Annotated in this window: 17 protein-coding genes and 1 pseudogene; 10 read left to right on the top strand and 8 right to left on the bottom strand. The window is 63.5% G+C overall.

Annotated elements, in window-relative coordinates; genetic code table 11:
* Nucleotides 1-161 precede the first annotated feature (161 nt).
* Complete coding sequence (locus ACWGTO_RS15985) at nt 162-1,754, bottom strand: peptide chain release factor 3 (protein WP_454575791.1); 1,593 nt, start codon at nt 1,752-1,754, stop codon at nt 162-164.
* Between the two features lie 138 nt (nt 1,755-1,892).
* On the opposite strand from ACWGTO_RS15985, the gene ACWGTO_RS15990 reads away from it, so the two are divergent.
* Complete coding sequence (locus ACWGTO_RS15990; RefSeq protein WP_454575792.1) at nt 1,893-2,966, top strand: NAD(P)/FAD-dependent oxidoreductase; 1,074 nt, start codon at nt 1,893-1,895, stop codon at nt 2,964-2,966.
* Here the strand turns inward: ACWGTO_RS15990 and ACWGTO_RS15995 are convergent.
* From ACWGTO_RS15995 to ACWGTO_RS16005, 3 genes are all read right to left on the bottom strand, one after another.
* On the bottom strand, nt 2,963-4,336 hold the full coding sequence (locus ACWGTO_RS15995) for an amidase (RefSeq protein ID WP_454575793.1): 1,374 nt from the start codon (nt 4,334-4,336) through the stop codon (nt 2,963-2,965). The two genes, ACWGTO_RS15990 and ACWGTO_RS15995, sit on opposite strands and share 4 nt — an antisense overlap.
* A gap of 328 nt (nt 4,337-4,664) precedes the next feature.
* A complete protein-coding gene (locus ACWGTO_RS16000; protein WP_454575794.1) occupies nt 4,665-5,459 on the bottom strand; it encodes a class II glutamine amidotransferase in 795 nt (264 codons plus the stop codon).
* Between the two features lie 15 nt (nt 5,460-5,474).
* Nucleotides 5,475-5,729, bottom strand: a complete 255-nt coding sequence (locus ACWGTO_RS16005) for a DUF6356 family protein (RefSeq protein ID WP_454575795.1) — start codon at nt 5,727-5,729, stop codon at nt 5,475-5,477.
* Nucleotides 5,730-5,843: 114 nt separating this feature from the next.
* Between ACWGTO_RS16005 and ACWGTO_RS16010 the strand changes: the two genes are divergently transcribed.
* The 6 genes and pseudogenes from ACWGTO_RS16010 to ACWGTO_RS16035 all read left to right on the top strand — a co-directional run bounded on the left by ACWGTO_RS16010 (nt 5,844) and on the right by ACWGTO_RS16035 (nt 10,370).
* On the top strand, nt 5,844-6,314 hold the full coding sequence (locus tag ACWGTO_RS16010; RefSeq protein ID WP_454575796.1) for an Lrp/AsnC family transcriptional regulator: 471 nt from the start codon (nt 5,844-5,846) through the stop codon (nt 6,312-6,314).
* An 84-nt stretch (nt 6,315-6,398) separates the two neighbouring features.
* Nucleotides 6,399-6,884 (top strand): dUTP diphosphatase, encoded by a 486-nt coding sequence (dut, locus tag ACWGTO_RS16015; protein ID WP_181056436.1) that lies wholly within the window; start codon nt 6,399-6,401, stop codon nt 6,882-6,884.
* 3 nt (nt 6,885-6,887) lie between these two features.
* Nucleotides 6,888-7,547 (top strand): HAD family hydrolase, encoded by a 660-nt coding sequence (locus ACWGTO_RS16020; protein ID WP_454576020.1) that lies wholly within the window; start codon nt 6,888-6,890, stop codon nt 7,545-7,547.
* A 77-nt stretch (nt 7,548-7,624) separates the two neighbouring features.
* Nucleotides 7,625-8,479, top strand: coding sequence for a hypothetical protein (locus tag ACWGTO_RS16025; RefSeq protein ID WP_454575797.1), 855 nt, complete (start codon nt 7,625-7,627; stop codon nt 8,477-8,479).
* Nucleotides 8,480-8,554: 75 nt separating this feature from the next.
* Nucleotides 8,555-9,358 (top strand): isocitrate lyase/PEP mutase family protein, encoded by an 804-nt coding sequence (locus ACWGTO_RS16030; RefSeq protein ID WP_454575798.1) that lies wholly within the window; start codon nt 8,555-8,557, stop codon nt 9,356-9,358.
* Nucleotides 9,359-9,372: 14 nt separating this feature from the next.
* Nucleotides 9,373-10,370: pseudogene (locus tag ACWGTO_RS16035) on the top strand (proline racemase family protein).
* A gap of 5 nt (nt 10,371-10,375) precedes the next feature.
* Here the strand turns inward: ACWGTO_RS16035 and ACWGTO_RS16040 are convergent.
* Together ACWGTO_RS16040 and ACWGTO_RS16045 are read right to left on the bottom strand one after the other, a co-directional pair.
* The gene (locus ACWGTO_RS16040) at nt 10,376-11,077 is read right to left on the bottom strand and encodes a sulfate transporter family protein (protein WP_454575799.1); all 702 of its coding nucleotides are present in this window, start codon (nt 11,075-11,077) and stop codon (nt 10,376-10,378) included.
* A 70-nt stretch (nt 11,078-11,147) separates the two neighbouring features.
* On the bottom strand, nt 11,148-12,050 hold the full coding sequence (locus ACWGTO_RS16045) for a DMT family transporter (RefSeq protein ID WP_454575800.1): 903 nt from the start codon (nt 12,048-12,050) through the stop codon (nt 11,148-11,150).
* Between the two features lie 345 nt (nt 12,051-12,395).
* On the opposite strand from ACWGTO_RS16045, the gene ACWGTO_RS16050 reads away from it, so the two are divergent.
* From ACWGTO_RS16050 to ACWGTO_RS16060, 3 genes are all read left to right on the top strand, one after another.
* Nucleotides 12,396-13,388, top strand: a complete 993-nt coding sequence (locus tag ACWGTO_RS16050) for an adenosine kinase (protein ID WP_454575801.1) — start codon at nt 12,396-12,398, stop codon at nt 13,386-13,388.
* A gap of 254 nt (nt 13,389-13,642) precedes the next feature.
* A complete protein-coding gene (locus ACWGTO_RS16055) occupies nt 13,643-14,359 on the top strand; it encodes an antitoxin Xre/MbcA/ParS-like domain-containing protein (protein ID WP_454575802.1) in 717 nt (238 codons plus the stop codon).
* 399 nt (nt 14,360-14,758) lie between these two features.
* On the top strand, nt 14,759-15,946 hold the full coding sequence (locus ACWGTO_RS16060) for a porin (protein ID WP_454575803.1): 1,188 nt from the start codon (nt 14,759-14,761) through the stop codon (nt 15,944-15,946).
* A gap of 142 nt (nt 15,947-16,088) precedes the next feature.
* Here ACWGTO_RS16060 and ACWGTO_RS16065 read toward each other — a convergent pair whose 3' ends face one another.
* Entirely contained in the window at nt 16,089-17,168 is a 1,080-nt protein-coding gene (locus ACWGTO_RS16065) for a diguanylate cyclase domain-containing protein (RefSeq protein ID WP_454575804.1), read from the bottom strand.
* Between the two features lie 165 nt (nt 17,169-17,333).
* A complete protein-coding gene (locus ACWGTO_RS16070; RefSeq protein WP_454575805.1) occupies nt 17,334-19,613 on the bottom strand; it encodes an NADP-dependent malic enzyme in 2,280 nt (759 codons plus the stop codon).
* Between the last annotated feature and the right edge of the window lie 122 nt (nt 19,614-19,735).

Here is a 19,735-nt window from a genome sequence, read left to right on the forward strand (position 1 = left end):
GCGCCTGCAATCCGGCCGCTCAGGGCCAAGCCGCCACCAAAATCAGAAAACCAGACGCCAATTCCAAAGACACAAGCAGCAATCGCCTGCTTTCAACGCTCAACGCTACCTGGTCAGCAACTGCGCAACAGGCCCACAGGGGGAGAAGGGGAAGGATGCTCCTACGCCGCCTTGTCGCGCACCTGATAATCCTTGATGGTGGCGAAGCGGATGGCTTTCCAGCGTTCGGCTTCGTAGTTCAGCGAGAAGGCGTGCTGGGCCAGGAACACCGGATCATTGTCGAGGTCGCGGGCGATGTCGCCGCGATGCGCTTCGATGAAGCGAAGCGTCTCGGCCTTGTCGTCGGCCGAAATCCAGCGGCAGACGGAAAAGCGCGACATTTCGAATTCGACCGGCAGCGTGTATTCGAAGTTCAGGCGTTCCTTCAAAACGTCTAGCTGCAGCGCGCCGACGACACCGACGATTGCCGGTGACCCATCCTCGGGCGAAAACAGCTGCACGACGCCTTCCTCGGCCATCTGGTGAAGCGCTTCCTTGAGTTTCTTGGCCTTCATCGCGTCGCCGAGCCGGACGCGGCGCAGGATCTCCGGGGCGAAGTTGGGCACGCCACGGAACAGGATTTCCTCGCCCTCGGTCAGCGTGTCGCCGATGCGCAGCGTGCCGTGATTGGGGATGCCGACGACGTCGCCGGCAAAGGCCTCGTCGGCGGTGACGCGGGTGCGGGCAAAGAAGAACTGCGGCGCCGACAGGCTCATCGGCTTGCCGGTGCGAACCAGCTTGGCCTTCATGCCGCGCTCGAGCTTGCCCGAACAGACGCGCACGAAAGCGATGCGGTCGCGATGGTTGGGGTCCATGTTGGCCTGGATCTTGAACACGAAGGAGGTCATCTTCTCCTCGGTCGCCTCGACTTTTCTGACATCGGCCTCCTGCGCGCGCGGCGGCGGGCCGAAGGCGCCAAGCGCCTCGATCAAGTCACGCACGCCAAAATTGCGCAGCGCCGAGCCGAAATAGACCGGCGTCAGATGGCCTTCGCGAAAAGAATCGATATCGAGCGGACGGCAGGCTTCGCGCGCGAGTTCCAGCTCCTCGATGAAGGCTTCGCGCTCGTTTTCCGGCAAAAGGCCGGCGACGCGGTTGGAATCGGGACCGTTGACGGGCGTGCGGTCTTTCTCCGCGTCGCCCTTGCGCACGGCGTTCAGCGCCAGGTGATAGGTGCCGGAAAAGGTCTTGCCCCTGCCGATCGGCCAGGTGATGGGGGCGGTGTCCAGCGCCAGTTTCTGCTCGATCTCGTCCAGGATCTCGAAGGGATCGCGGCTTTCGCGGTCCATCTTGTTGACGAAGGTGATGATCGGGATGTCGCGCAGCCGGCAGACTTCGAACAGTTTCAGCGTGCGCGGCTCGATGCCCTTGGCGGCGTCGATGACCATGACGGCGGAGTCCACCGCCGACAGCGTGCGGTAGGTGTCATCGGCGAAATCCTCGTGGCCGGGGGTGTCGAGCAGGTTGAAGACATTGTCCTCATACTCGAAGGTCATCACCGAGGTGACGACCGAAATGCCGCGCTCGCGCTCGATCTTCATCCAGTCGGACCGGGTCTGGATGCGATCCTTCTTGGCCTTGACCTCGCCGGCAAGCTGGATGGCGCCACCGAACAGCAGCAGCTTTTCGGTGAGCGTCGTCTTGCCTGCGTCGGGGTGCGCGATGATCGCGAAAGTGCGGCGGCGCGATACCGCCTGTTCGATGTCTTCTGCCAATTTATGGAATCCTGTCTGTGGCGCGGGCTTCTAGCAGCGCATTGCCAGCCTGTCGACGGTTTTGGGCCAGCGGGCTGGACATGCTTGAGGTGGCAGGCCTGCAGTGGCATCAGTGAACGGCATCAGCGAGGTCGTGGCATGAGCAGTGCGAAAGAAGTGATCGTCATCGGCGCCGGCATCATCGGCGCTTCCATCGCCTGGCATCTGACAAAGGCTGGTGCGCGGGTCACTGTGGTTTCCGAGAGCGGCGCCGGTGGCGTCGCCACGCCCAATTCCTTTGCCTGGATCAACGCGAGCTGGGGCAACCCCGAAATCTATTTCCGGCTGCGCATCCGCGCCATGGCCGAGTGGAAAAGGCTGGCAAACGAGCGGCCCGGGCTGCCTCTCGCCTGGTGCGGCGGGCTGTGCTTTGATCTGCCGGCCGACCGGCTCGAAGCCTACGCGGCCGAACACTCGTCATGGGGCTACGGCATCGAACGCGTCGGCCGCGACCGGGCGGCGCAAATCGAGCCCAACCTCGTCGAGCCTCCTGAATTCGCCGTTTATGTCGCGGAAGAGGGCGTGGCCGAACCGGTCGCTGCGGCCAAGGCGCTGCTGGCCGATGCCGAACGGAACGGCGCGAAAATCACGACCGGAGCCGTTGCCGCCCTGGTAAATTCCAACGGCAAGGTTTCCGGCGTGGAGATTTCCGGCCAGCGGGTTGCCGCCGACGAGGTGGTGATCGCCGCCGGCACCGGCGCCCCGGTCATCGCCGCCACCGCCGGCATCAAACTGCCGCTCGAGACGCCGCCCGGCCTGATCGTCCACTCGCGGCCATACAAAAAGCTGGTCAACGGCCTGGTGCATGCCGAGAAGCTGCATATGCGCCAGACGGCCGAGGGCCGCATCATTGCCGGTTCGGATTTCGCCGGCGGCGATCCCGGCGACAACCCCGACGCCACGGCGCGTGAACTGTTTGCGGCAGCGAAGGCAGCCTTGCGCGGTGGCGACGGGCTGGAGCTTGGTTTCCACACGGTCGGCTACCGACCGACGCCGATCGACGGCTTTCCGATCATCGGCCGCGCCGAAGGCATGGATGGCCTTTACATCACGGTCATGCATTCAGGCATCACGCTGGCGCCTGCGGTAGGTCTGTTCGCCGCCCGCGAGGTCCTCGATGGCGAACGCGACCCATTGCTGGCGCCGTACGGGCTGGAGCGCTTTGCTAGCTAGTAGCTCGGCGGACGCCTGAAGCCGCCAGTGAACGGTTCGATCGCCTTGGCGACACCAAGCATCTCTGCCTCCGACCAGCGCTTGCCGACCAGTTGCAGGCCGATGGGCAGGCCGTCGCGGTCCGGTCCACAGGGTATCGTCAGGGCCGGGTGGCCGGAATAATTGAAGACCGCGCCATAGGCCGGCAGCATCCAGTAGCTTTGCTCTTGGCCGTCGACGTCGATGGGCGTGCCGGGTTCGCAATGCGGGAAGGCCGTGGTCATGGCGACCGGGCACAGCAAGACATCGCAGGTTTCGAAGAAACTATCCCAGGCAAGGATGGAGCGGTCGCGGCGGGCGAGTGCCTCGAACCAGCGGGAGACTGGCGTCGGCTGCTCAGGCGGCTCTGGCTGCGCGGCCTCCAGCATCATGCCGATCAGCGCGCCGCCCTGCTCCAGATCGTCATGCAGATCGAGCGTCGGCAGTTTTGCCGGCTCGACGGTCGCACCTGCCGCCTGAAGCTGCTTCGCCAGGGTGTCGACGGCAGCGCTGATGTCTCGGGCGACAGGAAAGCCGGGAAAGGACGGCGCCACAGTGATGCGCAATGTCGTGAGATTGATTTTTGGCATGGTCTCGACCGGCACCGGCGCAAGGTCGGTGTCGGCTCCATCCGTGCCGGCGATGATTTTGTAGATCAACGCCAGATCGTCGACGGAGCGCGCCAGCGGACCGAGGCAGGACATCAGCCGCACGCTGCGCGCCGTTCCGCCCGGATCGGGAAAGGCGCCCGCCAGCGACACACGGTGCTCGGTCGGCTTCAGCCCGTAGACGCCGCAGAAAGCGGCAGGCAGGCGGACTGATGATTGCATGTCGGTGCCGACATCGAACGGCGTCATTCCGGTCGCCACCGCCGCCGCGGCGCCACCGCTGGAGCCGCCTGATGTGCGCGAGAGATCCCACGGATTGCTGGTACGGCCGAACAGCGGATTGTCCGACTGCCAGTCGCCCAGCATGGTCGCGACATTGGTCTTGCCGATCAGAATGCCGCCGGCAGTTTTCAATCGGGCAACGACCGGGCTGTCTGCTTTTGCCACATGGTCGGCGAAAGGCGGAAAGCCGACGGTGGTCTTCATGCCTGCCGTTTCATGCATGTCCTTCAAAGTGAAAGGCACACCATGCAACGGACCAAGCGCATCGCCGCGCGCCAATGCCGCGTCGGCCTTCTTTGCGCGCTCGAGGGCGCCTTCCCTATCGAGATTGATGACCGCGTTGACTGCCTCGTTGTGCCGGCCGATCTGGGCCAGATGCGCGTCCAGCACTTCCACGGCGGAGATCTTTCGCGCCGCGATTGCGGCGGCGAGGTCGGTGGTTGAGGAGAAGACGAGGTCCATGACGAATGCTCCGGTTTGGCGGTGCCGCTTCACCAAATGGCGGACAGCGGTGCGGCTTCAAGCCAAGTTCAGCATTTGAAACTCGATAGTGCTTGATCGAAATTGCGCCTGCCGGTTCGATTGAGGTTGGCGCTCCACGGCGCCCCCTCTCCCCTGCCGGACATCTCCCCCACGGGTGGGGAGATTGGCAGCGTTGCCGACGGCGCTATTCCTTCAAACGGTGGAGGTTGGCGAAAGCCGCCGCAAAACCCGATCTCCCCGTGCGGGGGAGATGTCCGGCAGGACAGAAGGGGGCGCGAAGGAATGCGGCCTACCCTGTTTCCGTGGCTCAGCCGACCAGGGCCAGCTTCGTCGCAGCCGGAACAAACGGCCGGATGGCCATGCCATCACCTGCAATGGTGACGAAACTCGCGGGCGGGATCGCTTGCCAGTCGCTGCCTTCGCGGTCGAAGGGTTCGGAAACGATGCAACGGCCGCCATTGCGAACCGAGGTGTAGAGCGTCGGTGCGTGGGCGTCGGTCGCATAGCGCACGGCATAAAGCGCCTGCCCATCCGAAAAGGCGGCGGTGAGCTTCAAGGCCGGCTCAAAACCGGCGCGGCGCGATGCCTCGATGACGCGGGCGGCGGCGCGCGACACAGCCCCTTGCGGGTCACTGGTGAGACCCTCGTCGATCATCAGCAGGAAAAAGAGTTCGGAATCGGTGGTGCCTTCGCGCTGATCGAAGACGGCGTCGGAGAGCGAATTCTCCAGCGCACGGCGGATCTTGTCGAAGCCGCCGAGCTGGCCGTTGTGCATGAACGACCAGTTGCCGCAGATGAAGGGATGGCAGTTCATGCGGCTGGTGGCGCCGCCGGTCGATGCCCTGACATGGGCGAGGAACAGGCCGGATTTGATCTGCCGGCACAGGCTCTTCAGATTGGGGTCCGACCAGGCCGGCAGGATGTCGCGGTAGAGGCCGGGCTCGGGCCGGTCGCCATACCAGGCGAGGCCGAAGCCGTCGCCGTTGGTCGGCGACTTGGCTTCCTGGGCGCAATGGCTCTGGGCGATCAGCGAGTGACAGGGCGCGGTGACGATGTCTTCGAGGAAGACCGCTTCACCCAGATAGGCCGCCCATCGGCACATCGCTTTTACCGTCTGTTATGCGCGATCCACGAGAGCCTGGGGCTCCTTGACCGCGTGTGAGCCTCTGTTGTGCGTCCGCTCATAGAGTTCGCGAACGATTCGGCTTGCCGTAGTTTCGAAGAGAAACGGCAAGAAAGCGTGAACAAGCGCTGCACCGGCAGCCATCAAGAGGCGCGAGCAGAACCAGGCGGCAAAAGCCATATGGCTGAAATAGGTCTCGCCCACCTTGGCCGGGTGAGAGGTGAAAAGCTTCGAAAACAGCGTCGTCATGGTGATCCCTCTGCCGGGATAAGCCCCGATATTGAGTATCGTGCCACAGGCAGAAGGTTCATCGGTCTCAATTTGTCCTTGCAAACAGCACAAATTTGAGACATTCATCCCAACATGGCCGCAGAAATCGATGAGATTGACCGGAGACTGCTGGCTGAGCTGCAACGCGACGGCACGCTGTCGGTCGACCAGCTCTCCGAAAGAGTCGCGCTGTCGCGCAACGCCTGCTGGCGCCGTGTCAAGCGGCTGGAGGAGGACGGCGTCATCACCGGACGGGTGGCGCTGGTCGATGCCGACAAGCTCGGGCTCGGGCTTTCGGTGTTCATCCTGATCCGCACCTCCAACCACGATCCAGACTGGCTGCAGAAATTTCGCGCGGCGGTAACCGGCTTTCCCGAGATCACCGGGGTCTACCGGATGTCCGGCGATCTCGACTATGTCGTGCGGGCACGCGTGGCCGACATGAAAGCCTATGACCGGCTCTACCAGCGGCTGATCGCCAAGGTGGCGCTGTCGGATGTTTCAGCCTCCTTCGTCATGGAGGAGATCAAGGAGACGACGGTCGTTCCGGTCGAATTGCGTTAGTCATCGTGACGCCGCAAAGAAAGGCGTTGATAGCGTGGCGGGCGAGTTGACTGAATCGCGGTTCGCGCCGATAGGATCGATTTTATGCGCGCAGCCCTCCAAAATTCCTCCGTCATTGGTCCCACTGTCGGCTTCGTTCGGTTGCCGCATGGTGAAGGGCTTCCCCTCCCCGCCTATGAAAGCACCGGTGCCGCCGGCATGGATCTGCGCGCCGCGGTGCCGGATGACCGGCCGCTGCTGATCCTGCCGGGCAAGCGCGCCCTGGTGCCGACCGGGCTGATCCTGGAAATTCCCGAAGGGATGGAAGGCCAGGTACGGCCACGCTCCGGCCTTGCCTTCAAGCACGGGCTGACCGTCCTCAACTCGCCAGGCACGGTCGACAGCGACTATCGCGGCGAGGTCAAGGTGCTGCTGGTCAACCTCGGTGACGAGGATTTCGCGGTGACGCGCGGCATGCGCATTGCCCAGATCGTGTTTGCCACGGTGACGCAGGCGACGGTCGAGGAGCGCAGCCTGGCCGGCGCAACGACGCGCGGCTCGGGCGGGTTCGGATCGACCGGCACCGCCTGAATGCTGGACCTTCCAAAACTGGTCATCTTCGACTGCGACGGGATCCTCGTCGACACCGAGAACCTCGCCAACCGGCGGCTGGCAGGGTGGTTGAGTGCGGCGGGCTTCGCCACCACCTTCGAATATTGCCGCAAGCATTTCTCCGGCCGCAGCATGGCTTCGGTGCAGATAGAGATCGAAGCTTCGACCGACGTCCGGCTCGGCGCCGATTTCGTCGATCGCTGGAACGCAGGTCTGCCGGATCTGTTCTCGCACGGCGTCGAGGCGATCCCTTACGTCCGCGACTTCATCGAAGTGGTGCGCGCGGCCGGCATCGCCTATTGCGTCGCCACGTCGGCGCGCATCTCGAAGATGCACATCACGCTCGGCCAGACCGGCCTGCTGCCGCTGTTCGAGCATGCAATGTTCTCGGCAACCATGGTCAGCCGCGGCAAGCCGTTTCCGGATCTGTTCCTGCATGCGGCAAAAACGATGGGCTTCGCGCCTGCCGACTGCATCGTCATCGAGGACAGCGTCGCTGGAACACAGGCAGGCATTGCCGCCGGCATGCGTGTCTACTCCTATCATGGCGATCCCTATTCCGACCGCGATGGCCTGGCCGACGCCGGTGGCGTCCTGTTCGACGACATGCGCGAACTGCCCGGATTGGTGCCGATCCACTGATCTGATTTCAGCGCGGTGACCCGGCTGTGCGATTGCGTTGCCCGTGCTAGCGTACCCGCTTCGAGGGGCGCTACTTCATGACTTCCAATTTGCTTCGACTGATCCTTGCTTGCCTGCTACTGCCATGGATTTGGGCGGCGGCAAGCGCGCAGGCTGTCAGCTTTCCCGAGCTGGACAGTGCCGTCCCCGGCCATAAGACCGTCACCTATCTCGACCTGGCAAAGCTGGTCATTCCAGACCTGTTGTTGAACGCTGACGGCTTTTATCACGGCGGCTTGCCGATCGAGATGCGCCACATCGAAGGGCCCGACAGCGGCGGCTCGCCGCCGGAAACATCGAGCCTGCCCAACGCTGCCGTGCTTGCGATCAGGACCGGCGGCAAGGACCGGCTGGCGATGCTCTACGACCTCGGCGACTCTCCAGATAGCGCCGAAGGCTATGCGGTGCTGGCGCTCTACGACATTGCGGCCAAGCCGGCGCTGCTCGACGCGGTCAACGTCGCCGTCGACCGCAGCACTTATTTTCGCGACCCGGGCAAGCTTTCTGTCGGTGCAGACGATGACGTCCTCATCACCATGAGCACGCATTTCAACTCGAGCCAGGGCTATGTGATCACGCCGCTGGTCATGGTGCGGGACGACAAATTCGAACTGGTCGACATGATCTATACCTTCGACGAGAACCTCTGCGCCTACAAACGCACGCAGGATGTCGCGTTCCAAACCATCGCTGACGGCCAGCCTTATGCCGCGATCAAGGTGACGGTAACCGATGCCACCGTGCCGAACGGCGAAAGCTGCGACGAGGCAACGCCGCCGCCGGCATCGCAGACCATTTCCGTCACCTACCACTGGGACGGGAAGACGTCGCGTTATGTCAAGGATTCCGACGCGCTGGACAAACTGGCAGCAGAGAACGCCAAACGCTTCTGAGCCAACCGCATTCGTTTGCCCGGCGCAAATCGGCGCGGTAGAATCCGCCGCACAATTCCACATAAGGGAAGCACCATGGACAAGGGCAAGATCTTTCGCGACCTGCACGCCTCGACCTTCGTCATGCCCAACCCATGGGATGTCGGCACGACCAAGCTTCTGGCATCCTTCGGCTTCAAGGCGCTGGCGACGACCAGCGCCGGCTTTGCCTTTTCGCGCGGCCTGCCCGACGGCGCAGTGACGTTCGAGGCGATGATCCACCATTGCCGCGAGGTGACGGCGGCAACCAGCCTGCCGGTCTCGGCCGATCTCGAGAAGGGCAAGGGCGACAGCGCGACGAGTGCCGCAGAGACGGTTTTTGCGGCCGAAGCGGCGGGGCTCGCCGGCTGCTCGATCGAGGACCATACGGGCGACCCCGACAAGCCGATCTACGATTTTTCACATGCCGTCGAGCGTGTCGCCGCGGCAGCCGAAGCCGCACGGGCGCTCAAGCACGATTTCGTCTTCACCGCGCGGGCCGAGAATTTCCTGTGGGGGAAGAATGACCTCGACGACACGATCAAACGGCTGCAGGCCTTCGAGAAGGCCGGCGCCGATGTGCTTTATGCGCCGGGCCTCAAAGATATCGAGACGATCCAGAAAGTCTGCTCGGCCGTGAACCGGCCGGTCAACATCATGGCAATGCCTGGCTTCACCATCGCGGATCTCGCCATGGCCGGAGTCAAGCGCGTTTCGCTCGGGCCGTGGCTGACCAATTTCGCCTTCGGAATGCTGGAAACGGCAGCGCGCGAGATCCAGCAGGACGGCACGTTCGGCTTTACCCGCGCCGCCATGCCATTCGGCAAGCTGCAGGCGCTGTTCTCCAAGTCTCCAACCTGAACGGGTCCCGGCGCATGACGCTCACCGTCGTCGACATGCACACCGGCAGCGAGCCGCTGAGGATCGTCACCTCCGGTTATCCTGATATCCCCAAGGGCACGATCCTGGAGAAGCGCGCCTATGTGCGCGACCATCTCGACCATTTGCGCAAGCTTTTGATCTTCGAGCCGCGCGGCCACTACGACATGTATGGCGCGCTGCTGGTGGAACCCGACCTGCCCGGCGCAGACCTCGCCGTGCTGTTCATGCACAATGAGGGCTATTCGACGATGTGCGGCCACGCCATCGTCGCGCTCGGCCGCTATGCCATCGACGAAGGGCTGGTGGCGAAACAGGAGCCAATCACGACCGTCAACATCGAGGCGCCATGCGGCCTGGTCGTCGCTTCGGTGGAGGCAGGGACGGCAAGGCCGGCGCCGTGTCGTTCGAGAGCGCGCCGGCATTCCTGTTTGCCCGTGACCAACAGATCGAATTGGCGGGATATGGCAGGATCATCTTCGACATTGCCTATGGCGGCGCCTTCTATGCGCTGGCCGACTGCCATCAATTCGGCCTGGAGTTCGGCCGCAACCGCGTGCGCGATTTCGTCGACGCGGCAACCGCTCTGACCGAGCGGCTGAAGGCCGACTTCCCGCTGTCGCATCCCGACCATGCCGATCTCGCTTTCCTTTACGGCACCATCCTGACCGACGGGCGCGATGCGTTTTCCGGCGAGACGACGAAAAATGTCTGCGTCTTTGCCGATGCCGAGGTCGACCGTTCGCCCACCGGCTCCGGCGTTACCGCGCGGCTGGCGGCGATGCGCGCCAAGGGCGAAATCGCTCTGGATCAGACGCGGACATTCGAAAGCATCGCCGGCTCGCGCTTTTCCGGCGCGGTGGCGCGCACGACCAAGGCCGGCCCGCATGACGCGATCATCGCTCGTGTCGGCGGCCGCGCCTATTATTCCAGTCGAGCCGAGTTCACTGTCGAACCGGACGACGAGTTGGGGCGCGGTTTTCTTCTGCGTTGAAAGACCTATCGCCTGGCGCTCTCCCGCGCGCCGATCGCCTTGTGCAGGTGCACCATCATGGCGGCGGCAAAGAGCGGCGTCAGCAGGTTAAGCAGCGGCACGGCGAGGAAGGCGGCAATCAACAGTCCGCCGAGGAACACCGTGCCGGCATATTTGCGGCGCAGCGCCTTGGCCTCGGCCTCGGGCCGAAAGCGCATGGCGGCGAATTCGAAGAATTCGCGCCCGAGCAGGTAGCCGTTGACGATGAAGAAGGCGGCGATGTTGACGCCTGGCACCAGCAGAAGGAGCAAGGCGATGATGTTGCCCAGGACGACGACGCCGAAGAATTTTATCGCCAGCGCCAGCGACTGCAGCGCCGGCACAGGTCGGCCGGGTGGGTCGGCGGGATAATCGGTGCGCTCCACCACTTCGGCGATGTCGTCGAGAAACAGGCCGGCGACGATTGCCGTCACCGGCGCGATCAGCAGCGCCATGCCGAAGGCGAGCACGATGGCCGCGACGATGCCGCCCAGCCAACCGGCCCAGGACGGCAGGCTGGGCAACAGTGCCTGAAGCCACGGCAAGGCCAGCCAGTCGACAAGACTTGTCAGCGCAAGCCACAAAGCCACAAGCACCAGTACGGTCAGTCCGAGCGTTTTGAGGAAAACCGCGCGGAATTCGGGAGAGAACAAACGGCTCAGGGCGGCGCGCGCAGCGTCGAAAATCACGGGCGACTCCAGCCTCGGGTCGAAACGGACACCTCCGAGATAGGCTGAGACTGCACGGGCCGCAAGGCAGCTAGCGCGCCAGCACCCGCGAGCGCGCGGGGATGGTCATTGCCGCGACACCGATGACGACGAAACCCATCCCCCAAAATACCGTCGGCCCCAGGCTTTCGCCAAGGAACAGGGCGCCGATGCCGACCCCAATCGGCACACGCAGATAGGCCTGCGATGTGGTGCCGACCGAGCCCAGCGTGTGGATGAGGCGGAAGAAGATGCAGAAGGCCAGCGCCGTCGAAAACACTGACAGCGCCAGCAAGGCCAGGATTGAGGCAGTCGATGGCGCCAGCGTCCACGGCTGGTCGACCACCAGGCTCAAGGGAACGAGGATGACTGCGCCGCACAGCATAGAACCGGCGGCCGGCAGCATCGGATCGAGTCCCCTGAAGCCGCGGCCGAAGATGGCGGCCCCGGCATAGCAGACCGTGGCTGCGACGACGGCAAGCTGCGCCCACAATTGATGGCCGAGACCGCCAAGCGCCTGGGTGCCGACGATCAGGCAAATGCCGGCTATGCCTGCGCCGACACCGAACAGCTTGCGTGCGGTCACCGGCTCGTGGCGGGTGATGAGCGCGGTCAGCAGGAAGGTGAAGATCGGCGATGTCGCGTTGAGGATGGTGGCCAGACCGGCATCGATGGAGCGCTCGGCGGCGGCGATCAGCGTGAACGGCACGACGCTGTTGAGGCAGGCCTGGACCATGAACCGCCACCAAGTCGCGCTGTCCTTCGGCATGGAGAGGCCGCGCCAGCGGATGAGCGCGAGCAGGATGCCGCCTGCGATAAGGGTCCGGGCGGCGATGAAGGTTATCGGCGGGATCGTCTCGACGCCGATCTTGATGAAGGTATAGGACGCGCCCCACAGTGCGGCCAGCAGGCCAAGCAGCGCCAGTTCGGTGGTCATGTCGATTTTTGTGGGCATGGCGGGTGCTTCCAGGACTTGATTTGAGGCCATGCTTGTAGGCGACGTGACGGTGAAATGCTTCGGCCACGGTCGAACTGTGATGGAGCCTCGCCCCGCGCACGCCCGCGCCGCGCCGCCTCCCGCCACACCGGCAAAAAGCGGAAATCGTTTGCCATTTTTCGGGGTGATGCTGTAGACCCGCGCGGGCGCGGCAAGAAGCCGGCTCGGTTCCCTAGAGCCGGATGGTTTCAGGTCTGTTCGACCTGAAATCTGAATCCGGCTCTAAATCTAAGAAATAAAGCATGATGTTCGCCCGAAAACCGCTTCACACTTTTCGGCATCATGCTTTGGGCGGAGACATTGATGCCGGATTATGACGTGCTTTGCATCGGCAATGCCATTGTCGACATCATCGCCCAGTGCGACGACGCTTTTCTCGAGACCAACGGCATCATCAAGGGTGCGATGAACCTCATCGACACCAGGCGCGCCGAGCTGCTCTACAGCCGCATGGGCCCGGCGATCGAGGCCTCGGGCGGCAGCGCCGGCAACACGGCGGCGGGCGTCGCCAGCTTCGGCGGCCGCGCCGCCTTCTTCGGCAAGGTGTCGAACGATCCGCTCGGCGAAATCTATGCCCATGACATCCATGCCCAGGGCGTCGCTTTCGACACCAGGCCGCTCGAAGGACAGCCGCCGACGGCGCGCTCGATGATCTTCGTCACCCCCGACGGCGAGCGTTCGATGAACACTTATCTCGGCGCCTGCGTCGAACTCGGCCCTGAGGACGTCGAGGCCGACAAGGCATCCGGCGCCAAGGTCACCTATTTCGAGGGCTATCTGTGGGATCCGCCGCGCGCCAAGGAGGCGATCCGGCAGACCGCGAAGCTTGCGCACGAGGCCGGACGCGAAGTGTCGATGACGCTGTCGGATTCGTTCTGCGTCGACCGCTACCGGGACGAGTTCCTCGAGCTGATGCGTTCGGGCACCGTCGACATCGTCTTTGCCAACAGCCACGAGATCAAGTCGCTCTACCAGACCAAATCCTTCGACGAGGCGCTGGAGGCGATCCGCCTGGATTGCAGAATAGCCGCGGTCACCCGCTCCGAAAAAGGTTCGGTCATCGTTCGCGGCGACGAGACCGTCACCATCCAGGCGACGAATATCCGCGAACTGGTCGACACGACCGGCGCCGGCGACCTCTATGCAGCCGGCTTCCTCTATGGCTATACGGCCGGCCGCAGCCTGAAGGATTGCGGCGACCTCGGCTCGCTCGCCGCCGGACTGGTGATCCAGCAGCTCGGGCCACGGCCGCGGCAGAACCTGCGCAGCGCGGCCCAACTGGCCGGGCTGCTGTAGTCCCGCTGCGTCACCTCGGAAGAGGCGTCAAACGACATCTCTGTCGTGCGCTTGTCACAGAGCAGACCTACACGCACAGTGAGGCGTCTCGCGGCTGACATTCGGGACGCCCCGCAGACAGTTGGGGTGTCAAATGCAAGACAGCAACCGTTCGGGTCGCTGCGGCTGTCGCCGCCGCGCTTTGTGCTCTCCGCTCTAGCCGTTCAACAACCGGCCGCAAGCTGGGAGGAGCGCGTGGCCAGCAAGACAGATGCATGACCCAATTTTACAATCCGACGGACGGGATCTCACAGGAAGCCTTGGCAGGGCTGGTCGCCGAGGCGGTCCAGCAGGCACTGGTCCAGCACGGCATAGCCCTGGACCCGCAGGCTCTGGCTTCAGCCGGCGCCATTGCCGGCAGCGCCGCGGCCGCGCTGACTTTCCTTTCGCAGACGCAGCGGCTGGCCATCGATACCGTCAGGGACGAATGGGGCTCGCTCGCCACCGAATTCGTCCAGTCGATGGCGGACAAGGCCGCGTGCCGGGGCACGGCGCCCAACAACGCGGCAACTGGCGCTGACAAAACGGCGTCGGCAGCCGCTCCAGACAAGGCTACATCTTCCCTGCCCGGAGAGCGGTCGCTGCAGTCGATGCTGATCGAAGACTGGGCGGGCGAGGTCGCCGGGTCGACCTATCTGGAAGAGAACTTCCGTATCCCACGCTCGACGCTGCATCGCTGGCAAAGGCGGGGCGAGGTCATTGCGCTGCGCAAGGGCGGCCGCAAGCATGTCTTCCCGCTGGCCCAGTTCGTCGACGGCAGGCCGGCCGCGGGGATAAGCGAGGTGCTGTCGGCGATCGCCAATCCAAGGCTTGCCTGGTTCTGGCTGAACCACGCCGCACCGGAACTTGGCGGCCGCATTCCGATCGAGATGCTCAAGCAGGACATGGTGCAGGAGGTCGTGTCGGCCGCGCGCGATTTCTCGCGGACCTGATTTTTCCACCTCAACCGTCGATCCGGATGTCGCGCCGTAGCGCGGCCCTGGTGGATTGATCCGCAGAGGAAAATAGCCGGTTAAATAAATTCACAAGCAGTCATAACCGCCATTTTGGCGCGATTATACTTTATATCTTCATATATCCGTGTCTCTTATGTCTCGTTTGTGCCATATGTGCCATCATGTCAGAACCGTGACGTGATAATTGCGCAACAATACTTTTTGAAGAGTCGAAAAACCGTTTTTACGACACAATCTCTGTTGATCGCCGCCGCTGTCTGGGTCATGTCGAGGGCGAGAGCACGGCGCGAAGCGCGGCTTTCAGCATGGGGTGAAGCGGCAGGCCTCAGAGCCATGTCCGACCTGATTTGAACCTTTGACTGGAGATTCAAGAAAATGAACATCAAGAGCCTTCTTCTCGGCTCCGCTGCGGCCCTGATCGCAGTATCCGGCGCGCGCGCCGCCGACGCGGTCGTCGTCGCCGAGCCGGAACCGGCCGAATACGTCAAGATTTGTGACGTTTACGGCGCCGGCTACTTCTACATCCCCGGCACCGAAACCTGCCTGCGCATCGGCGGCTATGTCCGTTATGACATCGGCGGCGGCGACGTCGGCTCGTTCGACGGTGCGACCAGCGACGACGTTGAGGATGGCAACAGCAACGACACCTGGCGCAAGAACACTCGCTTCACGCTGAGGACCTGGACCGGCCAGGAAACCGAACTCGGCACCTTGAAGACCTTCACGGAGACCCGCTTCAACTTCGGCAACCGTCAGGCTGATGTTGGCGCGGATGGCGAACCTCAAGGCGACATCAATGCGGCTGGCAATGCCGCCACCGTCTCGCTGCGCTACGCCTATATCCAGCTCGGTGGCCTGCGCGTCGGTAAGGACGACACGGCCTTCGATACGTTCACCAACTACGCTGGCGCCGTCATCCAGGATACGCTGGTCCCCTACGGCGGGCAGGAAAGCAACGTCGTCCAGTATTACTTTGACGTGGGCAACGGGTTCTCCGGAGTGATTTCGCTCGAAGAAGGCGCGGGCGCCGGCTCGGCTGGTGTCAGCGGTGTAGGCACTATCGACAGCTACGTTCCGCATGTCGTCGGCGGCTTGAAGTACAAGGGCGACTGGGGTTCGGTGTCGGGCGTCGTCGCCTATGACAGCAACTACGAGGAAGTGGCCGGCAAGGTTCGTTTGGACGTCAATGTCAGCAAGGAGTTCACGCTCTTTGTCATGGGTGGCTACGGCACCGACGACAACCTGACTGACACGACCTACGCTTTCCCGGCCAGCGGTCGCGGCTTCTACAAGCAGTGGGGCGGCAACTGGGCAATCTGGGGCGGCGGCACCTACAAGTTCAACGAAAAGACCGCGTTCAACGCCCAGGTGTCTTATGACGACTGGAAGAACCTCGGCATCGCTGCCAACGTTGCCTATACCGTTGTGCCCGGCTTTACGGTCACGGCTGAAGTCGATTACCTTAATGCCGGCAAGTTCGGCGACGCCGACTTCAACAACTGGACCAAGGCCACCAAGAAGAGCAACGTCGGCGGCATTCTTCGCTTCCAGCGCTCGTTCTGATCGAGTCTGATATCCTAACCGAGGGGCCTGCGGCATTGCCGCGGGCCTTTTTCATTTCAGCGCCACCTTCATGAATCCCTGGCTCGCCCACCACTTGCCGCGGTTCCGCGCGAAGCATCAGCAATCCCCTTGTTCGGGTGCTCTAAGCGGTCTTGCGAGCTCCCGCCCCCGACGGCGACGACGCCATTTCTTCGGCCATGACCAGCCGGTTGCGCCCGCTCTTTTTGCCGACATACATCAGCCGGTCGGCCAACGCGACCAGGGCGTCGCAATCGCCGGCTTCCGCCGGATACATGGCGACGCCGACAGTGCAGCCGACCTGGATGTCGCCGTTCGGCGCCGGCACCTTGATGCGCAGCCTCTCCAGAATGCGCTCGGCGACGCGCTCGGCCTTTTGCCTGGCCTGGTCCGCCTGCCCCGAAAACAGGAAGGCGAATTCATCGCCACCGAGCCGTGCCACGAAATCATCGCTCCGCAGGATGGTGCGAAGGTGGTTCGAAACACGCTGCAGCAGCGCGTCGCCGGCCTCATGGCCGAGCGTGTCGTTGACTTCCTTGAAGCGGTCGAGGTCGATGAACAGAAGACCGGCCGCCTCGCCGGTGGCACCGCAGCGGGCCACCACCGACCTCAACTCATTGTGGAAGGCGCGCCGGTTGGGCAGGTCGGTCAGCGCGTCATGGTTGGCCGAATGGTCGCTCTGCTGCTTGGCGAGCTCGATCTCGCGCTTTTGCACCGAGAGCTCCTCATTGGCGGCCTTGAGCTCCAGCAAAAGCTCGGCATTGAGGTCCTCGACCACCTTGCGGTCGCTGATGTCGACGACGAAACCTTCGAGAAACTCGAGCTCGCCGGCATCGTCCCAGACACCGCCGCCGATCTCGCGCACCCAAAGCGGTTCGCCGGCTTCAGGCACGATGCGGTAGTCGACATTCCAGTTGCAACGAGCCTCCAGCGCGGCGTCGACGGCGGCGTAGACGCCGGCAAGGTCATCCGGGTGGATGGCCGAGACATAGTCGCGCACGGCATTGTGGATGAAATCGCTTGGCCGATAGCCGCTGACGGTGAAGATGCCGTCGCTGATATAGAGCATGGTGTAGGACTGGTCGTTGCGGCAGCGGTAGAGATAACCGTCCATGCGGCCGGTGATGCTGAGCAGCGCGTCCAGGCGCTCGTCGTGGTAGACCCCCTGGCCGACCATGGATGCAGAAACCCCGTCATGCTTCATGGCCGCACCCCCGTTTGGCGGTCTGAACGCACCGAAGATGCCGTAACGGCAAGTCGGCAAGAGGTTCCCTATATCAGCTGAATCTTATCAATATGTTATGCCAAGAGCCGGGTGCGCTCCTGAGTCTGCGCCCCCCCGCTGGCCATCACCGGCTTTGCGTGTCTCTCAAGTCCCCGCCGTATAGGCCGCGATCGCCGCCATGTTCACGATGTCCGAGTCCTTCGCGTTCAGCGACACGATCTGCACCGGCTTGTTCAGCCCTACCAGCAGCGGGCCGATCACCGTCGAGCCGCCGAGCTCCTGCAGCATCTTGGTCGAGATCGAGGCCGAGTGGAACGCCGGCATGATCAGCACATTTGCCGGGCCTGTCAGCCTGATGAACGGATATTGCGCCATTGCGCGCGCATTCAGGGCCACATCGGCGGCCATCTCGCCGTCGTACTCGAAATCAACACGCCGCTTGTCGAGGATGCGTACCGCTTCCTGCACCCGCTCGGAGCGCTCGCCCTGCGGATGGCCGAAGGTGGAATAGGCGAGCATGGCGAGCCGCGGCTCGTAACCCATGCGGCGGGCAAAGCCTGCGGCTTCCTCGGCGATGTCGGCGATCTGCTCTGCATTGGGCATGTCGTGCACGGCGGTGTCGGCGACGAGCACGGTCCTGCCGCGCGCGAGCACGATCGACACGCCGATGACGCGGTGGCCGGGCTTGGCATCGATGATGCGCCTGATATCGTCGAGCGCGGTGGAATAGTTGCGGGTGACGCCGGTGACGATGCCGTCGGCGTCGCCCAGCGCCACCATGCAGGCGGCGAAATGATTGCGGTCGTTGTTGATCAGCCGCTGGCAGTCACGAAACAGGAAGCCTTTGCGCTGCAGGCGCTCATAGAGATAGTCGGTGTAGATGCCGTTGCGGCGCGACAGCCTGGCATTGATGATCTCGATGCCCTGCTTGTTCAAGTCGATACCGGCGTGCCTGGCGTTCTCCTTGATGATGTCGTCGCGGCCGAGCAGGATCGCGGTGCCCAGCTTCTGGTTCACATAGGAGACAGCGGCCCGCATCACCTGCTCCTCCTCGCCCTCGGCGAAGACAATGCGCTTGGGCTGGCGGCGGACGCGGTCGTAGATCCGCTGCAAGGTCGAAGCGATCGGGTCGCGGCGGGCGGACAGCTCCTGCGCATAGCGGTCGAGATCGAGGATCGGCTTGCGGGCGACGCCCGACTCCATCGCGGCCTTGGCCACCGCGAGCGGGATGGCCGAGATCAGGCGCGGATCGAACGGCACCGGGATGATGTAGTTGGGGCCGAATTTCGGCCGGTTGCCCTGATAGGCGGCGGCGACATCGTCGGGCACGTCCTTGCGCGCCAGTTCGGCCAGCGCACGCGCGGCAGCGATCTTCATGTCGTCATTGATGGTGGTGGCCCTGACATCCAGCGCACCGCGGAAGATGTAAGGGAAGCCGAGCACATTGTTGACCTGGTTCGGATAGTCGGAACGCCCGGTGGCCATGATAGCGTCGGTGCGGATCTCGGCCACTTCCTCCGGCGTGATCTCCGGGTCGGGATTGGCCATGGCGAAGATGATCGGGTTCTTGGCCATCGACTGCACCATCTTGGTGGTCAGCGCGCCCTTGGCCGACAGGCCGAGGAAGACATCGGCGCCATCCAGCGCCTCGGCCAGGCTGCGCGTATCGGTCTTGACCGCATGCGCCGACTTCCACTGGTTCATGCCCTCGGTGCGGCCCTGGAAGACCACGCCCTTGGTGTCGCACAGGATGATGTTTTCCGGCGCAAACCCCATCGCCTTCATCAGTTCGATGCAGGCGATGCCGGCGGCACCGGCTCCGTTGCAGACCATCTTCGTGGTCTTCATGTCGCGGCCGGTGATCTCCAGCGCGTTGAGCAGCCCGGCGGCGGAGATGATGGCGGTGCCGTGCTGGTCGTCATGGAAGACCGGGATGTCCATCAATTCGCGCAGGCGCTGCTCGATGATGAAGCACTCCGGCGCCTTGATGTCTTCCAGATTGATGCCGCCAAAGGACGGCCCGAGGAAGCGCACGCAATTGATGAACTCATCGGCATCCTCGGTGTCGACTTCGAGATCGATGGAATCGACATCGGCGAAGCGCTTGAACAGCACCGCCTTGCCTTCCATCACCGGCTTGGACGCGAGCGCACCGAGATTGCCGAGGCCGAGAATCGCGGTGCCGTTGGAAATGACGGCGACCATGTTGCCGCGCGTCGTATAGTCGAAGGCGCGGCTGGGGTCCTCGGCGATGGCCAGAACGGGAACCGCAACGCCCGGCGAATAGGCGAGGCTCAAATCGCGCTGCGTCGCCATCGGCTTGGTGGCGACGACCTCCAGCTTGCCGGGACGGCCCATGGCGTGGAATTCCAGCGCCTCCTGGGCGCTGACGGACGGGCCGCTGTTTTCGGTTTTCTTGGCCATGATGCTCTTGATTTCCTCGCCGGTGCCGCACCCTTGAGACGGGCGCTCTTTATCTAGACAAAGGACTAAGGCCACAGGCCACGGCTGTAAACCGCCAAGCACGGCAAAGCTGGCTCAACGCC

It is taken from the genome of Mesorhizobium sp. PL10 (genome assembly GCF_053714315.1).